Origin of the sequence: Candidatus Viridilinea mediisalina (assembly GCF_002532535.1) — a bacterium.
Lineage (GTDB): Bacteria > Chloroflexota > Chloroflexia > Chloroflexales > Chloroflexaceae > Viridilinea > Viridilinea mediisalina.
In genome coordinates this window covers 1-17873 of the sequence record NZ_NQWI01000105.1, presented here as the reverse complement: position 1 = coordinate 17873, position 17873 = coordinate 1, and the positions used below count along the sequence as shown (strand labels likewise).

Genomic DNA, 17873 nt, shown 5'->3' with positions numbered 1-17873 from the left:
TTCCCCTGGGTTGCTTGGGCATCGCGGTGGATCAGGATCACCATTGCAATCATGTTGCGACTCGCTTCAAGCAGTGCGGTCTCAAGCTCCAAGAGTTTGATGGTGGGAAAGCGCAAGAAGGTGGTGGACGACCAGATCGTGTAGCCGAAGGTATCGGGTCGCCATGTTGGGTCTGTGTCGGCGAGGATGGCTAAACTCGCCACCGGGTGCCGGGTGCGATCGAAGAGGCGTGTATTGTAACAGAACATGCGCTCGGTAAACGCTTCGTCGTGCTGCGCCTGGATCTCGATGTGGAGAAAGACGATCGTCTGCTCACCGTCCAGCCGGGTCACCCGGACCAGTTTATCCACATACTGCTTGCCCTTGCCCACCTCTGGGTTGATCTGCAAGAGCGCAAGTGGCTCATCGTTGACCGGCTTCGTCCAGTCGATTCCTGCGTAGGCCTCGGGGAAGAGTAATTCCAAACATGCGGGCAGGTAGTGTTCGAGGGCTTCCTTCCAAGCCCCATCGAAGTTAGCAGCGGGTTGGTGCATAGTGATTCCTTGTTGGCAAAAAGGCTCTCACTACATGTACCGCTGAACGGGGCTAAAAGATACGGTTTTCGTTGGTAATGGTATACATGCTTGCCAAAAGCGCCGTGCAAAACTCTACGTCACACCCGAAATTGCTCTGAGTGTTGCCCTACTCAGAGCATATCGGGTATACTTGCTGATCAAGGTGTACCTTCACGCATGAGGATAGAACATCTAATCCTGAAGCCATAGATAGGGCTTTGGGATGCCCAGGATGGCCCTCACCCCCTACCCCCTTCGACAGGCTCTGGTTCGACAGGCTCACCAACCGGGCATCGCCTCTCCCACGTTGTGGGAGAGGGGCGAAGGCACCGCGGTTTTGTTGCGTTCCTTTTCCCTAACGCTGCACAAGTGGCAGGAAAACACGCTCCGTTTGGTTCTGATCAGCATCTGGCACCGGCTCCACGGGTTCCACGGGGTCTACGGGTTCCACGGGTTCCACGGGTTCTACGGGTTCTACGGGTTCTACGGGTTCTACGGGCTCCACCGGCTCCACCGGCTCCACCGGCTCCACCGGCTCCACGGGCTCTACCGACGTACCTGGTGCCAGCAAAAGCGCCACGTTGGTCAAGTGAGAACTTGTAGCACGCAACTGAGCAGTGTGCAGTTCATCGGCCACAATCACCCAGCGCTGGTTTGTGCGATCCCAGAGTGCCAAGCGCAGATCATCTGGATTGAACGGCTGAGTTGCAAGCTGCGTAGCGCCCAATCTCACGGTGTAGGTAATCGGATGCAGGGTATTGAAGATGACCTCGTGGTGTTCATCGTAGGCCATAATGGCAAACTGACGCAACACCTGCACCGTTTCACCACCCATTGGCATTGGTTCAACCGGAGTAATACTGATCGTCAATGGGCCATGCAATGCCCCCGCCGGAATGGTGAGTTCCAGATCGCCCCATGTAATCTCGGCTTCATGCTCATCAACAGGCGTCTGGCTAGGTGCGCCACAAGGGCCATGCACGCAACTAACCCCCAGTTGGTACGTGCCGGTGTTGATCTCATTGGCATCACGCACCACAACACTGTAGAGACCATTGCGCGGTAGCATACAATCCGCAATCTCGGCACTATCCGAATAGGGGCGCGAGGCATTACAGATCTGGATACCTGCTGGATCAAAGACACTAATTGCTGGTCGGAGGCTTCCGCTCGTGATCGTCAGAAATCCTGCAGATTTGCCAATGAAGCTGCACGCGCCTCCATCGTAAACGCCAGCAAGCCTAAACCCAAAAGCAAGCTCAGAAGCATAAGCAGCAACAACAACGATAGTCTCGGTAAGAAAGTGGTGAATGTGTTACGTGACATGGATAGCTTCTTTCATGGAATGATACGTCAACTCAAAGGATAGCATAGATTTTCTATTCCTCAAATAGGCGACCCAGCACATTTCAGCCTGGAATTCCAGGGCCGTGGCAGCGACCGTCCAATATCATCAAGAACGCCAAAGTCCATTGGGACGCCATGTTCGGCAATCTACAATCTACAATCTACAATCTCGGGTACAATAGACCTTGCGGTACAACTTACGGACATTGGGAAGGAGCATTGAGGTGGGCAGTCGTTTTGATGAAATGCGGATCTTTTCGGGCAATGGCAACCCTGATCTGACGCGCCTGATCTGTGAGCGGGTGGGCGTTCCTCAAGGTGATGCGACGATTGTCAGGTTTAGTAACGAGAATATTTTTGTACGATTGAATGAGAGTGTGCGCGAAAAGGATGTCTTTGTCGTCCAATCGCTCTCTACACCCAACCTCAGTGACCGAGTTATGGAGTTGTTGATCATGCTGGATGCCTGTCGGCGCGCCTCAGCCGGGCGGGTGACAGCGGTGATTCCCTATTTTGCCTATGGGCGTACCGACAAAAAGGATCAACCACGGGTACCGATTACCGCCCGTCTGTTAGCCGATATGATCCAGGCCGCTGGGGCGCATCAAGTATTGACGATTGACCTGCATGCTGGCCAGATTCAGGGGTTTTTCAACATTCCCACGGATGAACTGACGGCGATGCATCTGTTGGTGCGCTATTGGGCCGATAAGGGTTGGGACGATATGATTGTCGTTTCGCCTGATGTGGGCTTTGCCAAGCGGGGGCGCAACTTTGCCGAGGCGCTTGGGGCACCGTTGGCGATCTCAGAGAAGCGCCGGGTGCAGCACTTCGGGCGGCATGATGGTTCGCACACCTCGGCTGAAATCCTCAATCTGATTGGTGATGTAGCGGGCAAACGCTGTATCGTTGTAGACGACGAGATTGCGACTGGTGGTTCGATCCTTGAAGTGGTGCAGTTGCTGGAACGTGAAGGGGCACGCGAAATCTATGCCTGCTGTGTGCATCCCGTCTTTACCGCCAGCGCCGTTCAGCGGCTCAGTAACAGTGGTATCCAGGAACTCGTGACAACCGACACGCTCCCTCTGCCCCCCGACAAGCGCTGGCCCTCACTGACGATCCTCAGCGTCAGCCATCTGATTGCGGAAGTGATCCAACGCATCCATAGTGGTGTCTCGGTGGATACCATCTTCACGCAGCGCAACCACCCGGCCTTGGGAAGGTAATACCATTTACGATTGTAGATTGTAGATTGTAGATTGCAGATTGCAGATTGCAGATTGCCGAACATGGCGTTCCAATGGGCGTTAGCGTTCTTGATCATGCAGCATGTTCAAGGGTAATTGGTATGAACCCTCATGCTCACTGGCGCGCCATACGGTAGCCCAATCCACGCTCAGTGAGAATAAAGCGCGGGTGGCGCGGGTCGGGTTCGATCTTTTTACGCAGATTGGCAATGTGTACCCAGAGGTAGTTGTTTTCGCCGCTGTAGCCTTGGCCCCAAACGGCCTGGAGGATCTGCTCGTGGGAAAGGGCTTGACCAGCGTGGCGGGCGAGGAAGGTGAGAATTTGGTATTCGATGGGGGTAAGGGCGATTTCTTGCTGATCGAGGGTGATGCGGTGGTGCGAAAGATCAATGATGAGGTTGTCGAGTTGGATGAGGGAGGCTTCACCAGGTGTGGTGGTCTGTTGGGCGCGGCGTAGCAGCGCATCAATGCGGGCGATCAGTTCTTGCATGCGGAAGGGCTTGGTGACATAATCATCAGCGCCAGCGCGCAGACCCTTGATCACATCTTGCTCAGTGGCGCTGGCGGTGAGCATAATGATCGGGATGCTACTCCATTGGCGTACCTGGCGGCAAAGGCTCAGGCCATCCATCCCCGGTAGGGCTAGATCAATGATCATCAGATCAGGCGTGTAGCTATTGAGCAGGTTCATGGCCTCTTGGGCTTCACCGCTGATCTGTACGCTGAAACCTGCCTCTTGGAAGCCCCGTTCGAGCAAGTGCTGCAACGCGGCATCATCGTCAAGCACGAGGATGCGGGCGTGGTCACGGGCGGCTGAGGCGAGAACCGTAGGCGTAATCGGCGCATCAACGAGGGTGTCGGCGGGTAGGGCGGGTAAGCTGAAGCAGGCTAATGTACCGCCGCCGGGTGGCTCATCGATCCAGATCAGACCGTTGTGGGCTTCGATCAAGGCCTTGCAAATGGCCAGACCCAACCCGGTACCAGCCACAGGGCGTGTGCTTGGACGCGCTGCTTGGTAGAAGCGATCAAAGACACGCTCGCGCTCATCAGGGGGAATACCTGGCCCTTGGTCGCGCACACTTACCACAATCTGCTGCTCGGAGCGCTGGGCGCTGATCGTAATCACGCCGTTGGGGGGGGAATATTTGGCTGCATTATCGAGCAGGTTCTGCAGTACCTGTTCGATGCGGCGCACATCAATGCTCACTGGCGCAAGATCGGCGGACACATCGGCTTGGAGGCGCAGATCGGGCATGTGTTCACGGGCATGGGCGATGACGCTGCGGAGCAGGGGGGGCAGGGTGAGGCTCTGACGTTGCAGGCGCAGCGCACCCGCTTCGAGTTGCGAGAGTTGCAACATGTTATCGAGTAGTTCTTGGAGTTGTTCGCCCTGCTGTTTGATGATCTGCGCAAACGAGCGGATGTGTGCGGGATCGTTGGTATGGCTGTTGCTGAGGAGTGATTCGGCGCTCCCGCGAATGGTGGTCAGGGGCGTACGTAGCTCATGATTAACCAGAGCAACCACATCGGAGCGTAGCCGTTCGAGTTCGCGCAGCCGCCGAATGTCCTGGAAGACGCCCACTACGCCCTGGAGCGCACCATGCGGCTCATAGAGCGGCACACTGGTGGCCAAAACCGGGATACGGCGGCCATCAGGGCGGGTGATGGTCAATTCGACCGCATAGGTCGCACGGCCCTCGTGCAGCGTCCGCAGCATCGGGAGATCTTCGGGGACACAGGGGTAGCCGCCCGGCTGGTGGGTACGGCCCGCCAGCGGGTGGTGCAGCAGGCTGGCATTGGGCTCTAAGGGGCCAAAGAGCTTACTTGCAGCCGGGTTGAGCAGCGCAATCTGGCCATCAGGCGCTTCGGCAACAACGATGCCTTCGGGCGAGTGTTCAAAGACCGCTTGTAGCCGTTGGCGTTCGGCTTGGACGGTGGCAAAGAGTAAGGTATTATCGATGACAAGTCCAATCTCGGTGGCTAGGGTGTGCAAAAAGGGCCGGTCGTTCAGATCGGGGCGACGCAGCGGATCGAGCAGTACCAGCAGTCCAACGGCACTGCTACGCCCATGCAGTGGCAGCAACAGCAGTGGCGCACCAATGCATACGGCTAAATCAGCCAGTGGGGTCGCATTCGTTACCGTCTGAGGATCGATATAGTGCGTCTGATTCTGCGCCAAACTTGCCAGCAGCGTCTCCGCATTGGCATGGAGCAGCGTCGCTAGTTCTTCGGGGGCGGCATGTGGATGGGGCGCCCGCCTGATCAGCGCCTGCGGACATTTGCCCGATGTTGGTGTCAGGCAGAGGGCGGCAGCCGAGAGATCGAGGGTTTCGCCAATCGCCGTGAGGATATTGTGCAGCACCTCATCGCGCTGGACACTGCGGGTTGCGGCGGTGGCAACGGCGTGCAGGACAGTCAGTTGGCGGTGGCGGATTTCGGCGGAGCGCAGTTGTTGGGCTACCTGTTCAGCAAGATGCGCTGAGCGTTGGTGCGCCGCTTCAAGATCGCGGATAAGCCAGAGGGATTGGCGAAAGCCAACAATAATCAGGCCAATCGTCAGTAGCCCCAGGATGCTCAGGCCACTCGTGACCAGCAGTTGCAGCGTGCGCGCTTGGCTGATCTCTTGGGCCAACTCGAGGCGTAGTGTCAGCAACGCACTTCGCACCTGGTCGCTCTGAAGACGAAAGGCAGCAAAGAGGGCTTGGCTCGTACCCGAGACCAACTCTTGGGCAATCAGCGAAGTTTGGCCTTCTTGGGCCAAGGTAATCTGGCGATCGCCCGATTCCGCCTGCCAAGTGCGAACGAGGCGGCGCAACTCAATGATCTGTGGTTCAAGGGTTGGGTCGAGCTCGCGGGCAATCGGTTCAAGTTCAGTGAAGGTGAGAGTCACACGCTCCTGAGCCGTCTCATACTGCTCCAAAAAGATCTCAGAGCGGGTCAAGGCATAGCCCCGTGCAGCAGCGCGCATCTCTTGCAGCAGGCCATCAACCTGATCATGGTGATCACTCAGGCGTTGCAGCGTGTCGGCATGCTGGCGGATCGTATCAGCGCGATCACTCAGGACTGGTGGCAACGTGATTAAAAGCAGCAGCACCAATACTTCAAAAATTAACCCAACGAGCAACACATTACGAGCGCGGCGAATGCGTTGATGCGCCGCAGCGCCCTGGCCCCATGGATGTGCTACCGAGGTCGTGTTGCGTACCATAGCATGAACTATACCATAATACCATTTACGATTGTAGATTGTAGATTGTAGATTGCCGAACATGGCGTCCCAATGGGCTTTCGCGTTCTTGATAATGCGGCATGCTCAAAGGTAATTGGTATAAGGTGCGACTTCGTCGCCTTCGCTTAGGGTTACGTCAATGTTGTTGGGGCGAAGCCACCCCGCCCCCCCACCGGAGGTGACGTTGACCGCTTGCGCCGCAGCATTACGCAATGCTATACTTTGTGTATGACCAGTTGCATCGTCCGAGCGAGGAGCAAGACCCTATGGTAGAACGCGTCTGTCCTGAATGTCAACACGGCAATCCTCTGGAGAATCGCTTCTGTGGTGCTTGCGGTGCGGCCCTCGCCCACGATGCCATTGTGCCTCAACGCACCGACGCTATCGTGATTGCCGGTCAGCCTATTCCGGTGGCACAATTGCGTCAGGTGGGCAAGGCAATTGCTGTAGGACTCGCCGCTGTGGCGGTTGAAGCCGGGGCCGCTTGGCTGCGCCGTCGCACTGAACAGGCGACGACGACCGCCCTCGCTGCACCAAGCACCAATCCTAGCCCAAGCCCGACGCTGCCCCATTTGGCCAATACCGTCACGATTGTGAGCCAGCGGGTGACCGAAATTTGGGACGAAGGCAACCTTACCCGCCAAATTGTTGAGAAGCATGTCTGGCGTAAGGAAGGGTAGTTTCACATATGGCGGGGTTGGGGGAGGAGAAGCCTCCCCCAAAAAAACTCGTTTTGTTGGGTGTTGGCGGCGAAGCCGCCAACACCCAACAAAAACGAGGCTATTGAACAAGGTTTATCAGATTGAATCATTCAGACACATCCCTAACAACCAGCTTGCGTACCCTAGGCCGACGGCTACGCTTGGCCGATCTGCTGCTCTGGGCGAGTCGCACGCTCTGGGTGGCGGTGGGTCTGAGCATGCTGGTTGCCCTCGCAGGGCGGCTCATGCCAATTGCCCACCTTGGGCTGTGGGTTGCGCTGCCATGCTTGGTGTGGGCGTTGGGGCTGCTTGGCTTTGCGCTGCTCCGCCCACTGAGTCCGCTGCAGATCGCGCAGCGGGTTGACCAACAACTTGCACTGCGCGAACGGCTCGCTACGGCCCTAGAGTTGCACGAGCGTCAAGCCCATGATCCGCTCAGTGAGCAGCAGCAGGCCGATGCCCGTGCCATTGCGGCCAAGCTTAAACCTGCTGAACTGCCGCTGCGCTACGAGCGTCCCCCACTCTTTGCTGCCGCTGCACTGCTGCTGGTGATCGCTGCCCTCTTTGTGCTGCCCAATCCGCAAAACATTCGCCTTGCCGAGCAACAAGCGGTGCGTGAGGCTCTGGCCCAAACCGACCAGCAGTTGGGCGAGTTGGCCCAGGAGATCAGTCAGGATACACAGCTCTCCGATGAGGATCGCGAGCAGTTGCTGCGCGAAATTGAGGCGCTCCAGGAGCAACTGCGCGCGAATCGGGGGGATCGCCAAGAGGCTCTGGCCGATATTGCGGCTGCCGAGGCGCGCCTGCGCCAGCGCCTTGATCCCAACGATGATGCCCGCCGTGCTGCACTTGAGCAGATGGCCCGCAACCTGGAGAGTCTCTCAGGCCAACAGCCTTCGCAACGTCCTAGCCTTGAAGAGGCGGCCAATCAACTCAATGAACTTGCACGCCAACTGGAGCAGATGAGCCCCGAGGAGCGTCAGCAACTTGCTGAACAATTGAGCCAACAGGCCAATCAACTGGCCAGCGGCGATCCCGAAACTGCCCGCAATCTGCAGAATGCCGCCAATGCCCTCCAGCAGGATGATGCCCAAGCGGCGGCCCAACAACTCCAGCAGGCCGCTGATTCGGTGCAGAATGCCCAAAGCCAGATGAGTAACCAACAAAGTACCCAGCAGTCCTTGTCTGAGTTGCAGAACGCCCGTGAACAGGTGGCTCAGGCTGGTGACCAGCAACAGCAGCCCGGCCAAGCCCAACAGGCCGCCCAACAAGGCCAGCAGGGCCAACAAGGGCAGCAGGGCCAGCAAGCGAGCCAAGCGGGCCAACAGGGTCAAGATGGTCAGCAGGGGGGCCAGGCAGGGCAGGAGGGCCAGGGCCAGAGCCAAGGCCAGCAGCCTGGTGGCGGCGGGGGCAGTAATGCGCCCCACTTGGGTGAGGGCCAGAGCGAAAGTAATGCTCAGGTCAACCCCCACGGTAGCGCCAACCAGCAGGGTAGCGGTTCGGGCAACGATGAACTGATCTACCAACCCTTCAACCCCAATGCCCAACCTGGCGACCCCGATTTTATCCAAGGGCAACATGGCCAAGGTGGTACCACCCAGAGCCAGCAGGGCCAACAGGATTTGCCGGGCGTGGCGAACGAAGCGCTGGTACCCTACCAGCAAGTGCTGCCCAACTACTCCCAATCGGCCAGCGAAGCCATTGATCGCGGAAATATCCCTTCCCATCGCCGCGATCTCGTGCGCGACTATTTTGCTCGGCTCCAGCCGAGTCCGTAGGGCCAAGCCCTACAACCCCGCAGTCCGGCGGGAGCATGCGAGGGAACCAAGTTCCCTCGCGCCCCCTCTTCGCACGGCGGGAGGATGCGAGGGAACCGGGTTCCCTCGCGCCCCCTTAAGGGAAGCGGAGGTTGTTGATTGCCCCGTTGCTTGACCACTCTGAGCGAAGGTTCGTAGGAACGTTCCTGTTGCGCCGTAGGTAGTGCCGACTTTAGTCGGCTTCCCATCGCTGCCAAAGACCTCAGCCGACTAAAGTCGGCACTACGATGTCCGCCCATGGACTATTCAGCATGACAGGCTGCTGGGATACCTAACAATTCCTGCTTCCCTAAGTATTATGAGGACACCCCATGACTGCTGCGCCCGAAGCGACGCCCCCCGCGCCGCGGATGAGTCCTGATGAGTTTCGCCAACGCGCCCAATTGATCGAAGCTGAGGTTGGTCAGGTGATTGTTGGTCAGCGTGACCTGATCCGCCAGGTGGTGATTACTCTGCTTGCCGGTGGTAATGCCCTGCTTGAGGGTGTGCCGGGGTTGGCCAAGACGACGATGATCCGCACGCTGGCCGATGTGGTTGAGTGCGCCTTTTCGCGCATTCAGTTTACGCCCGACCTGATGCCCGCCGATATTATTGGTACCACACTGATCAGTGAGGATGAGCAGGGGCGAAAGTATTTCCGCTTTGAACCTGGCCCCATCTTTGCCAACCTTGTGCTGGCCGATGAGATCAATCGGGCAACGCCGAAGACCCAGTCGGCGCTGCTGGAGGCGATGCAGGAGCGTACCGTCACGGTGGCGAAGACCACCCATAAGTTGACGCCGCCCTTCTTTGTGCTGGCTACGCAGAATCCCTTGGAGATGGAGGGCACCTATCCGCTGCCGGAAGCGCAGTTGGATCGCTTCTTCTTCAAGATTCATGTAACCTTCCCCAGTGCCGCCGAGTTGGTCGAGATCGCCCAGCGTACCACGGGTACCCGTCAACCCACGACGCGCTATGTGGCTAATGGGGCTATGATTCTGGCTATGCAGGAACTGGCGCGCACGGTGCCGATTGCCAGCCACGTTATGGGCTATGCTGCCCGTTTGATTACCGCTACCCACCCGGAGAGCAGTAATGCGCCTGCGATGGCCAAGCGTTATGTGCGCTATGGCGCTTCGCCCCGTGGGATGCAGGCGCTTATCCTTGCTGGCAAAATCTTAGCCCTGCTCGATGGACGCTACAATGTCGCCTTCGCCGATCTGAAGGCGGTTGCGCTGCCCGCCCTGCGCCACCGGGTTGTGCTCAACTTTGAGGCTCAAGCTGAGGGCATAAGTAACGATGAGGTAGTTCAGGGCATTTTGGAGACGGTGAAGGAGGAGTGAGCGCATGACCACTGCTCCCCCGTTGCTAACGCCCGCCTTTTTGCGCCAACTCGACCGCTTGGCACTCTTGACGCGCCGGGCTATGGCGGGTGAACTTCAGGGTGAGCGGCGCAGCCCGCGCCGTGGCGCTTCGGTTGAGTTTGCCGATTATCGGCCCTATACCCCCGGCGATGATATTCGCCAGATCGATTGGAATCTCTACGCCCGCATGGAGCGCATCTTCCTCAAGCTCTTTGTCGCCGAAGAGGAGCTGAATGTTCACCTGTTGCTCGATACGAGCGCCTCGATGGATTGGGGCGAGCCCAATAAGTTTCAGTATGCCCAACAGGTGGCTGCCGCCTTTGGCTACATTGCGCTCACCAATCTCGACCGCGTGGGCGTGACGAGTTGTACGAGCGATGGGAGCGCCGCACCGCTCACAGGTGTGCGCGGCAGACGGGGCGCGGTGGCGCTCTTCTCCTTTTTGCAAAACCTCAGCGCGAGCGGCAGCGGCAATCTTGCCAACGTCTGCCGGCGCTACAGCAATACCGTGCGCACCCCCGGCCCGCTGCTGCTCTGCTCCGACCTCTTTGATGCCGGTTGGCGCGACGCGCTCAATGCGTTGGCTGCACGTACTTTTGATGTAACCGTGATGCACATCCTGGCCCCCCAAGAGCTCAAGCCCAACCTTGAAGGCGACTTCCGCCTGATTGATCTTGAGGGCGGCCCCACGGTCGAAATCAGTGCCGACCCTGATCTCTTGCGCCGCTATACCCAAACGTTGCACTCCTGGCAAACCGAGATCGAAAATTTCTGCCACGGGCGCAGTATGAACTACATCCAGGTAGATACCGCGCTCCCAATTGAGGAGTTTGTCTTAGGACGCATGCGTAGTCAGAATGTGCTAAAATGATGTGTTAGGGACAATACCTTTCAAATAAGGGGATATGATCCGCGCCCCCCCTCCCCAACCCTCCCCCCGTAGGGGGGAGGGTTGGGGAGGGGGGCAAAGGGCTTATTTGAGTGGCAATAGCTTCGCGTCCTCGCGTCCTCGCCTCCCCGCGTCCTCGCCTCCCCGCGTCCTCGCCTCCCCTAGCAAATAGTTCTTACCCCCCCCAAGGCCCCCCATGTCCTTCCTTAGCCCCTTAGCCCTGATCGGCGCAGCCATTGTCGGCCCAATCATTGTGGCCATGTACTTGCTCAAGCTGCGCCGCGAAGAGCGCCCAGTTGCCTCAACCTTCCTCTGGCGTCAGATGGTGCGCGATGTGGAGGCGAATGCCCCTTGGCAGAAGTTGCGCCGCAATCTCTTGCTGCTGCTCCAATTGCTGCTGATGCTGCTGCTGATCTTGGCGCTCGCCCGGCCCTTCTTTGCCACCCAAGGGATTAGCGGCAGCAACCTGATCATTATTCTTGACCGCTCGGCTAGTATGGCGGCAGTGGATGAACCACCCAATCGCCTGGCAGCCGCGCAGCAGCGGGCGATGCAATTGGTTGAACAGTTGCCCGATGGTGGCCGTGCGACCATTATTGCCGCCGGGGGCACAATGGAAGTCCCCGCCTCGGCGACCGCCGACCGCCGTGAGTTGCGGCGGGCGATTCAGGGCATCCAGATTAGCAACGGCGGCAACTCCGATCTCTCCCAAGCGCTCAATCTCGCCTCTGCCCTTGCGGCCCGCGAAGCCGACAGCGAGATCGCCATCATCTCCGATGGGAATGTCACCTTTCCCGACGATCTACGTGTACCTGCGCGGGTCAGTTATTTCCCTGTGGGCCGCGCCAGCGAGAACCTAGCGATCAGCGCGATTGCCCTGCTGCCCGGCTTGGGTGAGCAGACCCTCTTTGTGCAGGTGAGCAACTATGGGGAGCAGATTGCCAATCGGCGGATCGATCTCTTTCTCGATGGGGCCAGTTTTACTGCCTATAACCTGGAGGTCAACCCAGGCAGTGAGGCTAACCTGAATCTGAGCGTACCAACCCACGTAGAGGTGGTTGAAGCGCGCCTTGCGGGCAGCGATGCGCTGCCGAGCGATGACCGGGCCTTTGCGGTGAGTGCAGTTGGCAGTGAAACGACGGTACGCCTGGTGACCAACGGGAACCGTTTTTTGCAGACTGGGCTTGAACTGCTGAGTGGGCTTGAGGTGTTGCAGGTGACTGCGACTACGACCACATTCACCCAAACGGTAGCAGAAGTGCCGGTCACCATCCTTGATGGGGTAGTCCCCAATCCGCTGCCGCCGGGCAATCTGTTTTTCATTGGGCCATTGGCCTCAACTACCTACTTCTCGGTCACCGGCGAGATTGAGTTTCCCAGTGTGCGCCCGGTTGGGGGCAACGAACAGCTCTTACGCAATGTAAGCCTGAGTGAAGTCAGTGTACTCAAAGCGGCGCGCATGGTGCCGGGCGGTTGGGCGCGAACCCTGGTGGATAGCGATGGAACCCCGCTGCTGGTTGCCGGGGAGCGTGAAGGGCGGCGCATTGTCGTACTCGCCTTCAACATCCACAACTCCGATCTACCGCTGCAATACGCCTTTCCGCTGCTGCTTGCCAACCTCATGGAATACCTCGCGCCCGGCATTGGTGGCGAAGCGAGCCAACTGATCCCTGGCCAAGCCTTCGCACTTCAAGTGGACGAACAGATCAGCGAAGTCCGCATCACCCGCCCCGATGGTCAAGTGGTGAGTAGCCGCACTGGTGCAATCCAGATCCAAGCCAACCAAGCCATCTACGCCGACACCGAAACTCTAGGGGTCTACACCGTTGAAGGCTTCAGCGCAGACGAACGGGTCAGCCGTCAACTCTTTGCGGTCAACCTCTTTGCCCCCGAACAATCACGCATCCTACCCCAACGCGATCTCCGCATTCCCCAAGTAAGTGGTGCCCAAAGCACACTCTCACGCGAACGCGACGGACGCCAAGAGTTCTGGCGCTGGCTGGCCCTCGCCGCCCTGCTGGTACTCCTGGTGGAATGGCTTGTCTATCAGCGCAGCGGCCTCAGCTACCTGCGCGAACGCTGGCGTCAAGGAAAAGCAGCATGAACCCACGCGATCAGATTCGCCTCACCAACATGGCCTCCAGCGCTGGCTGAGCCGCCAAGCTGGGGCCGGAGGCTCTCACCAATCTATTAGCTGCCCTGCGCCTGCCGACGCATCCCAACCTCTTAGTCGGGCTCGCCGTCAGCGATGATGCAGCCATCTACCAACTGGACGAGCGTACCGCGCTGGTGCAGACGGTGGACTTCTTCCCGCCAATTGTAGACGACCCCTACACCTTTGGGGCGATTGCTGCGGCCAATGCGCTCAGCGACATCTACGCAATGGGGGGGCGGCCTATCCTTGCCCTCGCGGTGGCCGGTTTTCCTGCCGACTTTGCGCCCAGCACCATGGCGGCGATTCTGCAAGGCGGGGCCGATAAGGTTCATGAAGCCGGTGCGGTGGTCGCGGGGGGGCACACAGTTGTTGACCAAGAACCCAAATATGGCCTCTGCGTCACTGGCCTGGTTGAACCCACACGGATCACGCCAAAGGCCGGGGCGCAAATAGGCGACCAATTGCTCCTCACGAAAGCATTGGGAACCGGCCTGATCACCACCGCGCTCAAGCGCGGCCAATGCAACCCAGAAGAACTTGAGGCAGCGGTGGCAAGCATGGTACGGCTCAACCGACAAGCCGCCGAACTAGCAGCCCAAGTCGAAATCCATGCCGCCACCGACATCACCGGCTTTGGGCTACTCGGCCATGCCGCCGAAATAGCTCGCCACAGTGGGGTCGGCTTCCACATTCAAGCCGAAGCGCTGCCACTCCTGCCTGGGGCCCTCAGTTGCGCCCAGCGCAACATCTTCCCCGGCGGGCTCCAACGCAACCGCACCCATCTCGAAGCCAACGGCTATGTGCAATACGCACCCAGCGTTGACCCAGCCTACCAACTGCTGCTACACGATCCCCAAACCTCAGGCGGGCTGCTCTTTGCCCTAGCGCCCGCTGCTGCGGCCCAACTGCAAGCATCCTGCGCCGCCGCTGGCGAAGCATGCACCCTGATTGGCCATGTCGTAGCCGGTAGTGGGATTGTGGTAGCGTAGGAAGGAACAGAGGAACAGAGAACGGAAGAACAGAGAACGGAGAACGGAAGAACAGAGAACAGAGAACAGAGAACGGAGAACGGAAGAACAGAGAACGGAAGAACAGAGAACGGAAGAACAGAGAACGGAAGAACAGAGAACGGAAGAACAGAGGAACAGAGAACGTAGTAGCGCAAAAGAAACACAGCGAAGGCGATGTCCCCTTCCCTTTAGGGAAGCAGAAATTTGTTAGCACGAAAAAGTTCTGGACCGCGACGTTGGCTGAGCCTGTCGAAGCCAACGTCGCGGTGGCTTCGACAAGCTCAGCCAACGCGACGCATCCCTACGAGCCCAGGGCCTTTTCGCGCTAACAGAAATTTTCAAGTATCCCAGCAGCCTGTCATGCTGAATAGTCCATGGGCGGCCATCGTAGTTTGGGATGCCCAGGATGGCCCTCACCCCCTTTCAGGTATAGAGTTTTTGAGAAGATTTGGATGCGGTGTTAAGAGTTTTCTCATGGAACGCGAACCAACGACCTGCTAGGTGTGCGCCGTACAGCCACCATGCGTAGCCCCACAGACCCAACGGCGCACACCTGGCAGGTCTGAGGTGCCAACGGCCCGTGAGACCTAGCAGGTGCGGCGCGGTGGGATCGTTGGCATCCTCATGGTGGCGGCACGCGCCCCACCTGCCAGGTCAGGTGCGCTGCTCTTGGTTCATTGGAGCGCATCAAAAACCCCGTACACACCAAGCGGTGCTGCCTTGTCTCAATGGATCGCGTGAGAACGCGGCGGAGCAAAAAACTCTCTACCTGAAAGCCCCTTTCAGGTAGAGAGTTTTTGCAGAGATGCAGAGGATTGAACCACAGAGGCACAGAGAACACAGAGCAGGGTGTGGCATGGCCCATTGTTGACACTCCCTCCGTACCATCTCTGTGCCCTCGGTGCCTCTGTGGTTCAATCCTCGGTAGCTCTTCTTGTTGGCGTTTTGAATGCCTTGTTCAAAAACTCTCTACTTGAAACGCCCTACCCCCCCGACCCCATCCGCTCCCGTATAGCCGCCAGCCCCCGGCGCGAACTCTGCGTATGGGGGTGGTCAGGGCCAAGCTTTGCTTCAAAAATCTGCAGCGCCCGCTGCATCAGCGGCAGCGCCGCCCCGTAGTTCCCCTGCGCTTGGTAGATCTCCGCGAGGTTGTGGAGGCTGGTGGCGGTAGCGGGATGCTCGGCCCCCAACACCTGCCCATAAATCGCCAAGGCGCGTTCGTAGCGCGGCAGCGCCGCCCCATAGTTCCCTTGCATGCGGTAGTGTTCCGCGAGGTTGTTGAGGCTTTGGGCGGTATCGGGATGCGCGGCCCCCGACACCCACTCTCTCATCGCCAAGGCGCGTTCGGCGAGCGGCAGCGCCGCCCCGTCGTTCCCCTGTGCGTGGTAGAGCGACGCGAGGTTGTTGAGGCATGCGGCATAGTTTTGCTCATCATGCTGCGGGATCAGTGCCAGCGCATCTACAAAGCAGCCCTGCGCTGTAGGATAGTCGCCCATTGCTTGATGAATCAGGCCAAGCAGACTTAGCGCCCCACTCTGCCCATTCTGACTATGCATGGCCTGAAAGGCCGCATAGGCTGCGCTCGTCTGCTCTTCCGCTGCGGCATACTCGGCGCGCTCGTAGTGGATTAGCCCTAGGTAGTAGCGCGCGAGGGCGACTTCGTATTGGCGGCTGGCCATCTTGTTCAGGGTGATGAGCGCCTGCTTCAGCCCGGCGAGCAGGTCGTTCCAATAGGCTTGCGCGATCAGGGCTGGGACGATGGTGTGGATACATAGCGCGAGTGCATCCGGGTCGCGCTGTGCGTCGTGCCATGTGGCGAGCATCTGTGGCCAGTTGTCGCGTTGGCTGCGCCAGGCGGTGAACTCTGCGTGGTATTGTGGGTTCACGAGGTCGCTATGCCAGCGCCGTAGGCGCTGCTGTGCCGCTGTGACGCGCCGCCGATCATAGTTCTCGGCCCAATCCCAGAGCACCTGGTGCATGCGCCAGCGCCCTGCGCCAGCGCCGTCAAGCAGGCTGCGCTGGCTGAGCAGGAGGAGGGCATCTGCCACGTCACGCTCGTTGCGCTCGGCAACGATGCTGGCGCTGGCGAGATCAAAGCTCAATGGATCGGGCGGAAAGCCGGCTAAGCTTAAAAAGACATGCTGCGCCGTTTGCGGCAGCGTGGCGTAACTCAACTCGATGATCGCTTTGGGGCTGAGCTGCTGGATCGGTTTGCGTTTGAAGGGCAGCAGGCTGGCCCACCAGCCCCGCTGCTTGGTCTGCTCCTCGGCGAGGTCGAGTGAGACGAGCGGCAGGTTGAGGCGTGTGGAGGCGGCGCGCAGTGCCTTCAGCGCCTTTGAGAACCATGCGGGGTTGTCGTGCAAGCGCAGGCGTAGGTAGTTGCCCATCACAGTGAGGATGAGGGGCAGCCCGCCAACCAGTTGGGCTAGCAGAGCGAGTTCCTGCTCATTGCCATCAGGCGGCAGCCCAGCGGTGGCGCACAGCAGCGCAATGGCATCGGGGTGGGCGAGCGTCTCAAGCTCAAGCAGCGCTTCAGGGGCGAGGTAGTCGCCCAGTTTGAGCAGCAGATCGCGTTGGCGCGTGGTAATCAGCAGGCGCACCTCTTCTGGCAGGGTGAAGAAGGGGCGCAGTTGGCTAGCGCGCCATACATCGTCCACCACCACCAGCCACGGTCGCCCGTCCCGACGGATGGATTGACTGATATAGGCAAGGTTTTCGGCAACAGTGCGTCGGGGGTCATCGTGCAAGCCCAGATCGTCAATCCAGGCGCGAATGGTCGTCTCGCTATTCTCCGTCACCCCGGCGCGCGCCACTAGGATACCGCCGGTAAAATGGTCACGCAGGGCGGGGTCGGCCACCAGTTCCAGCGCCATCCGCGACTTGCCGACGCCAGGCTTGCCATAGAGCGCGAGGTGGCGCTGCGTGCCACAACACAAGCGTTGGCGCAAATCATCAAGCAGCGGCCCACGCCCCACCAGCGCAATGGCCGGGCGCACAAACGCGGGCGGGATGCTGTAGTGGGGTGTGGGCGGCGGCGTGGCGTGGTGATGAACGACCTGCTGGTTGATGATCTGCTCAACAGCGGCACCCGGTTGGATTATGTTCTGCTGAACGGCCTCAGCATTGTTGATGAGCACCTGACGCTGCCCATCACGCAGCGCAACAACCTCCTTGAGAATCTGCTCAAGCCACGCATCGCTGCGGTCGGCACGGGCCGTTATCGCGGCAATCACGCGATCAGCCTCAGCCACCACCACCGGCCCCAACGCGCCACCAGCGAGCTGCAACCGCTTCATATCGGCACTGAGGCGCTGGAACAGATCGTACTGGAGACGCAGCACCTCACGCTGCGCCCCCTGCTCCTCGGCAATCGCTGCGAGGGCCAGCGGCACGGCATCGAGTTCCTTCAGGAAGGCAGCCAACTCAGCGGCGAGCGTCTGATTATTGGCAGCAGCGGCATCGAGGTGCTGGGCCAATTCCGCGAGCCAGGCCGGGTCGGGGGCATCTTCGGCAAGGGCCGCTTGCATCCCGTCGGTAGCGAGGTTGCCCACCCAACCGGCCAACGCGCCCATGCCCATCTC

11 protein-coding genes are annotated in these 17873 nt (G+C 59.3%); 7 read left to right on the top strand and 4 right to left on the bottom strand.

Annotation, left to right across the window (positions count from 1 at the left end; genetic code table 11):
- Positions 1–533: RpnC/YadD family protein (locus CJ255_RS17140; protein ID WP_217352472.1), on the bottom strand; the 533-nt coding region annotated here is incomplete at its 3' end.
- 376 nt (positions 534–909) lie between these two features.
- Complete coding sequence (locus CJ255_RS24160; protein WP_217352471.1) at positions 910–1623, bottom strand: hypothetical protein; 714 nt, start codon at positions 1621–1623, stop codon at positions 910–912.
- Between the two features lie 502 nt (positions 1624–2125).
- On the opposite strand from CJ255_RS24160, the gene CJ255_RS17130 reads away from it, so the two are divergent.
- Complete coding sequence (locus CJ255_RS17130) at positions 2126–3127, top strand: ribose-phosphate diphosphokinase (RefSeq protein ID WP_097645321.1); 1002 nt, start codon at positions 2126–2128, stop codon at positions 3125–3127.
- A gap of 136 nt (positions 3128–3263) precedes the next feature.
- Here CJ255_RS17130 and CJ255_RS17125 read toward each other — a convergent pair whose 3' ends face one another.
- Entirely contained in the window at positions 3264–6356 is a 3093-nt protein-coding gene (locus CJ255_RS17125; protein ID WP_217352470.1) for an ATP-binding protein, read from the bottom strand.
- Between the two features lie 287 nt (positions 6357–6643).
- Here CJ255_RS17125 and CJ255_RS17120 point away from each other — a divergent pair, with 287 nt between their 5' ends.
- From CJ255_RS17120 to selD, 6 genes are all read left to right on the top strand, one after another.
- A complete protein-coding gene (locus CJ255_RS17120; protein WP_097645319.1) occupies positions 6644–7057 on the top strand; it encodes a zinc ribbon domain-containing protein in 414 nt (137 codons plus the stop codon).
- 122 nt (positions 7058–7179) lie between these two features.
- Positions 7180–8856, top strand: coding sequence for a DUF8809 domain-containing protein (locus tag CJ255_RS17115; protein WP_245863525.1), 1677 nt, complete (start codon positions 7180–7182; stop codon positions 8854–8856).
- A gap of 350 nt (positions 8857–9206) precedes the next feature.
- The gene (locus CJ255_RS17110; protein ID WP_097645317.1) at positions 9207–10217 is read left to right on the top strand and encodes an AAA family ATPase; all 1011 of its coding nucleotides are present in this window, start codon (positions 9207–9209) and stop codon (positions 10215–10217) included.
- A 4-nt stretch (positions 10218–10221) separates the two neighbouring features.
- Complete coding sequence (locus CJ255_RS17105; RefSeq protein ID WP_097645316.1) at positions 10222–11109, top strand: DUF58 domain-containing protein; 888 nt, start codon at positions 10222–10224, stop codon at positions 11107–11109.
- A 214-nt stretch (positions 11110–11323) separates the two neighbouring features.
- Complete coding sequence (locus CJ255_RS17100) at positions 11324–13231, top strand: VWA domain-containing protein (protein WP_097645315.1); 1908 nt, start codon at positions 11324–11326, stop codon at positions 13229–13231.
- Positions 13228–14271, top strand: a complete 1044-nt coding sequence (gene selD, locus CJ255_RS17095; RefSeq protein WP_097645314.1) for a selenide, water dikinase SelD — start codon at positions 13228–13230, stop codon at positions 14269–14271. Before CJ255_RS17100 ends, selD begins: the two co-directional genes overlap by 4 nt.
- A 1004-nt stretch (positions 14272–15275) precedes the next feature.
- Here selD and CJ255_RS17090 read toward each other — a convergent pair.
- Positions 15276–17873 (bottom strand): tetratricopeptide repeat protein (locus tag CJ255_RS17090; protein ID WP_097645313.1); only part of this gene is annotated, 2598 nt, incomplete at its 5' end.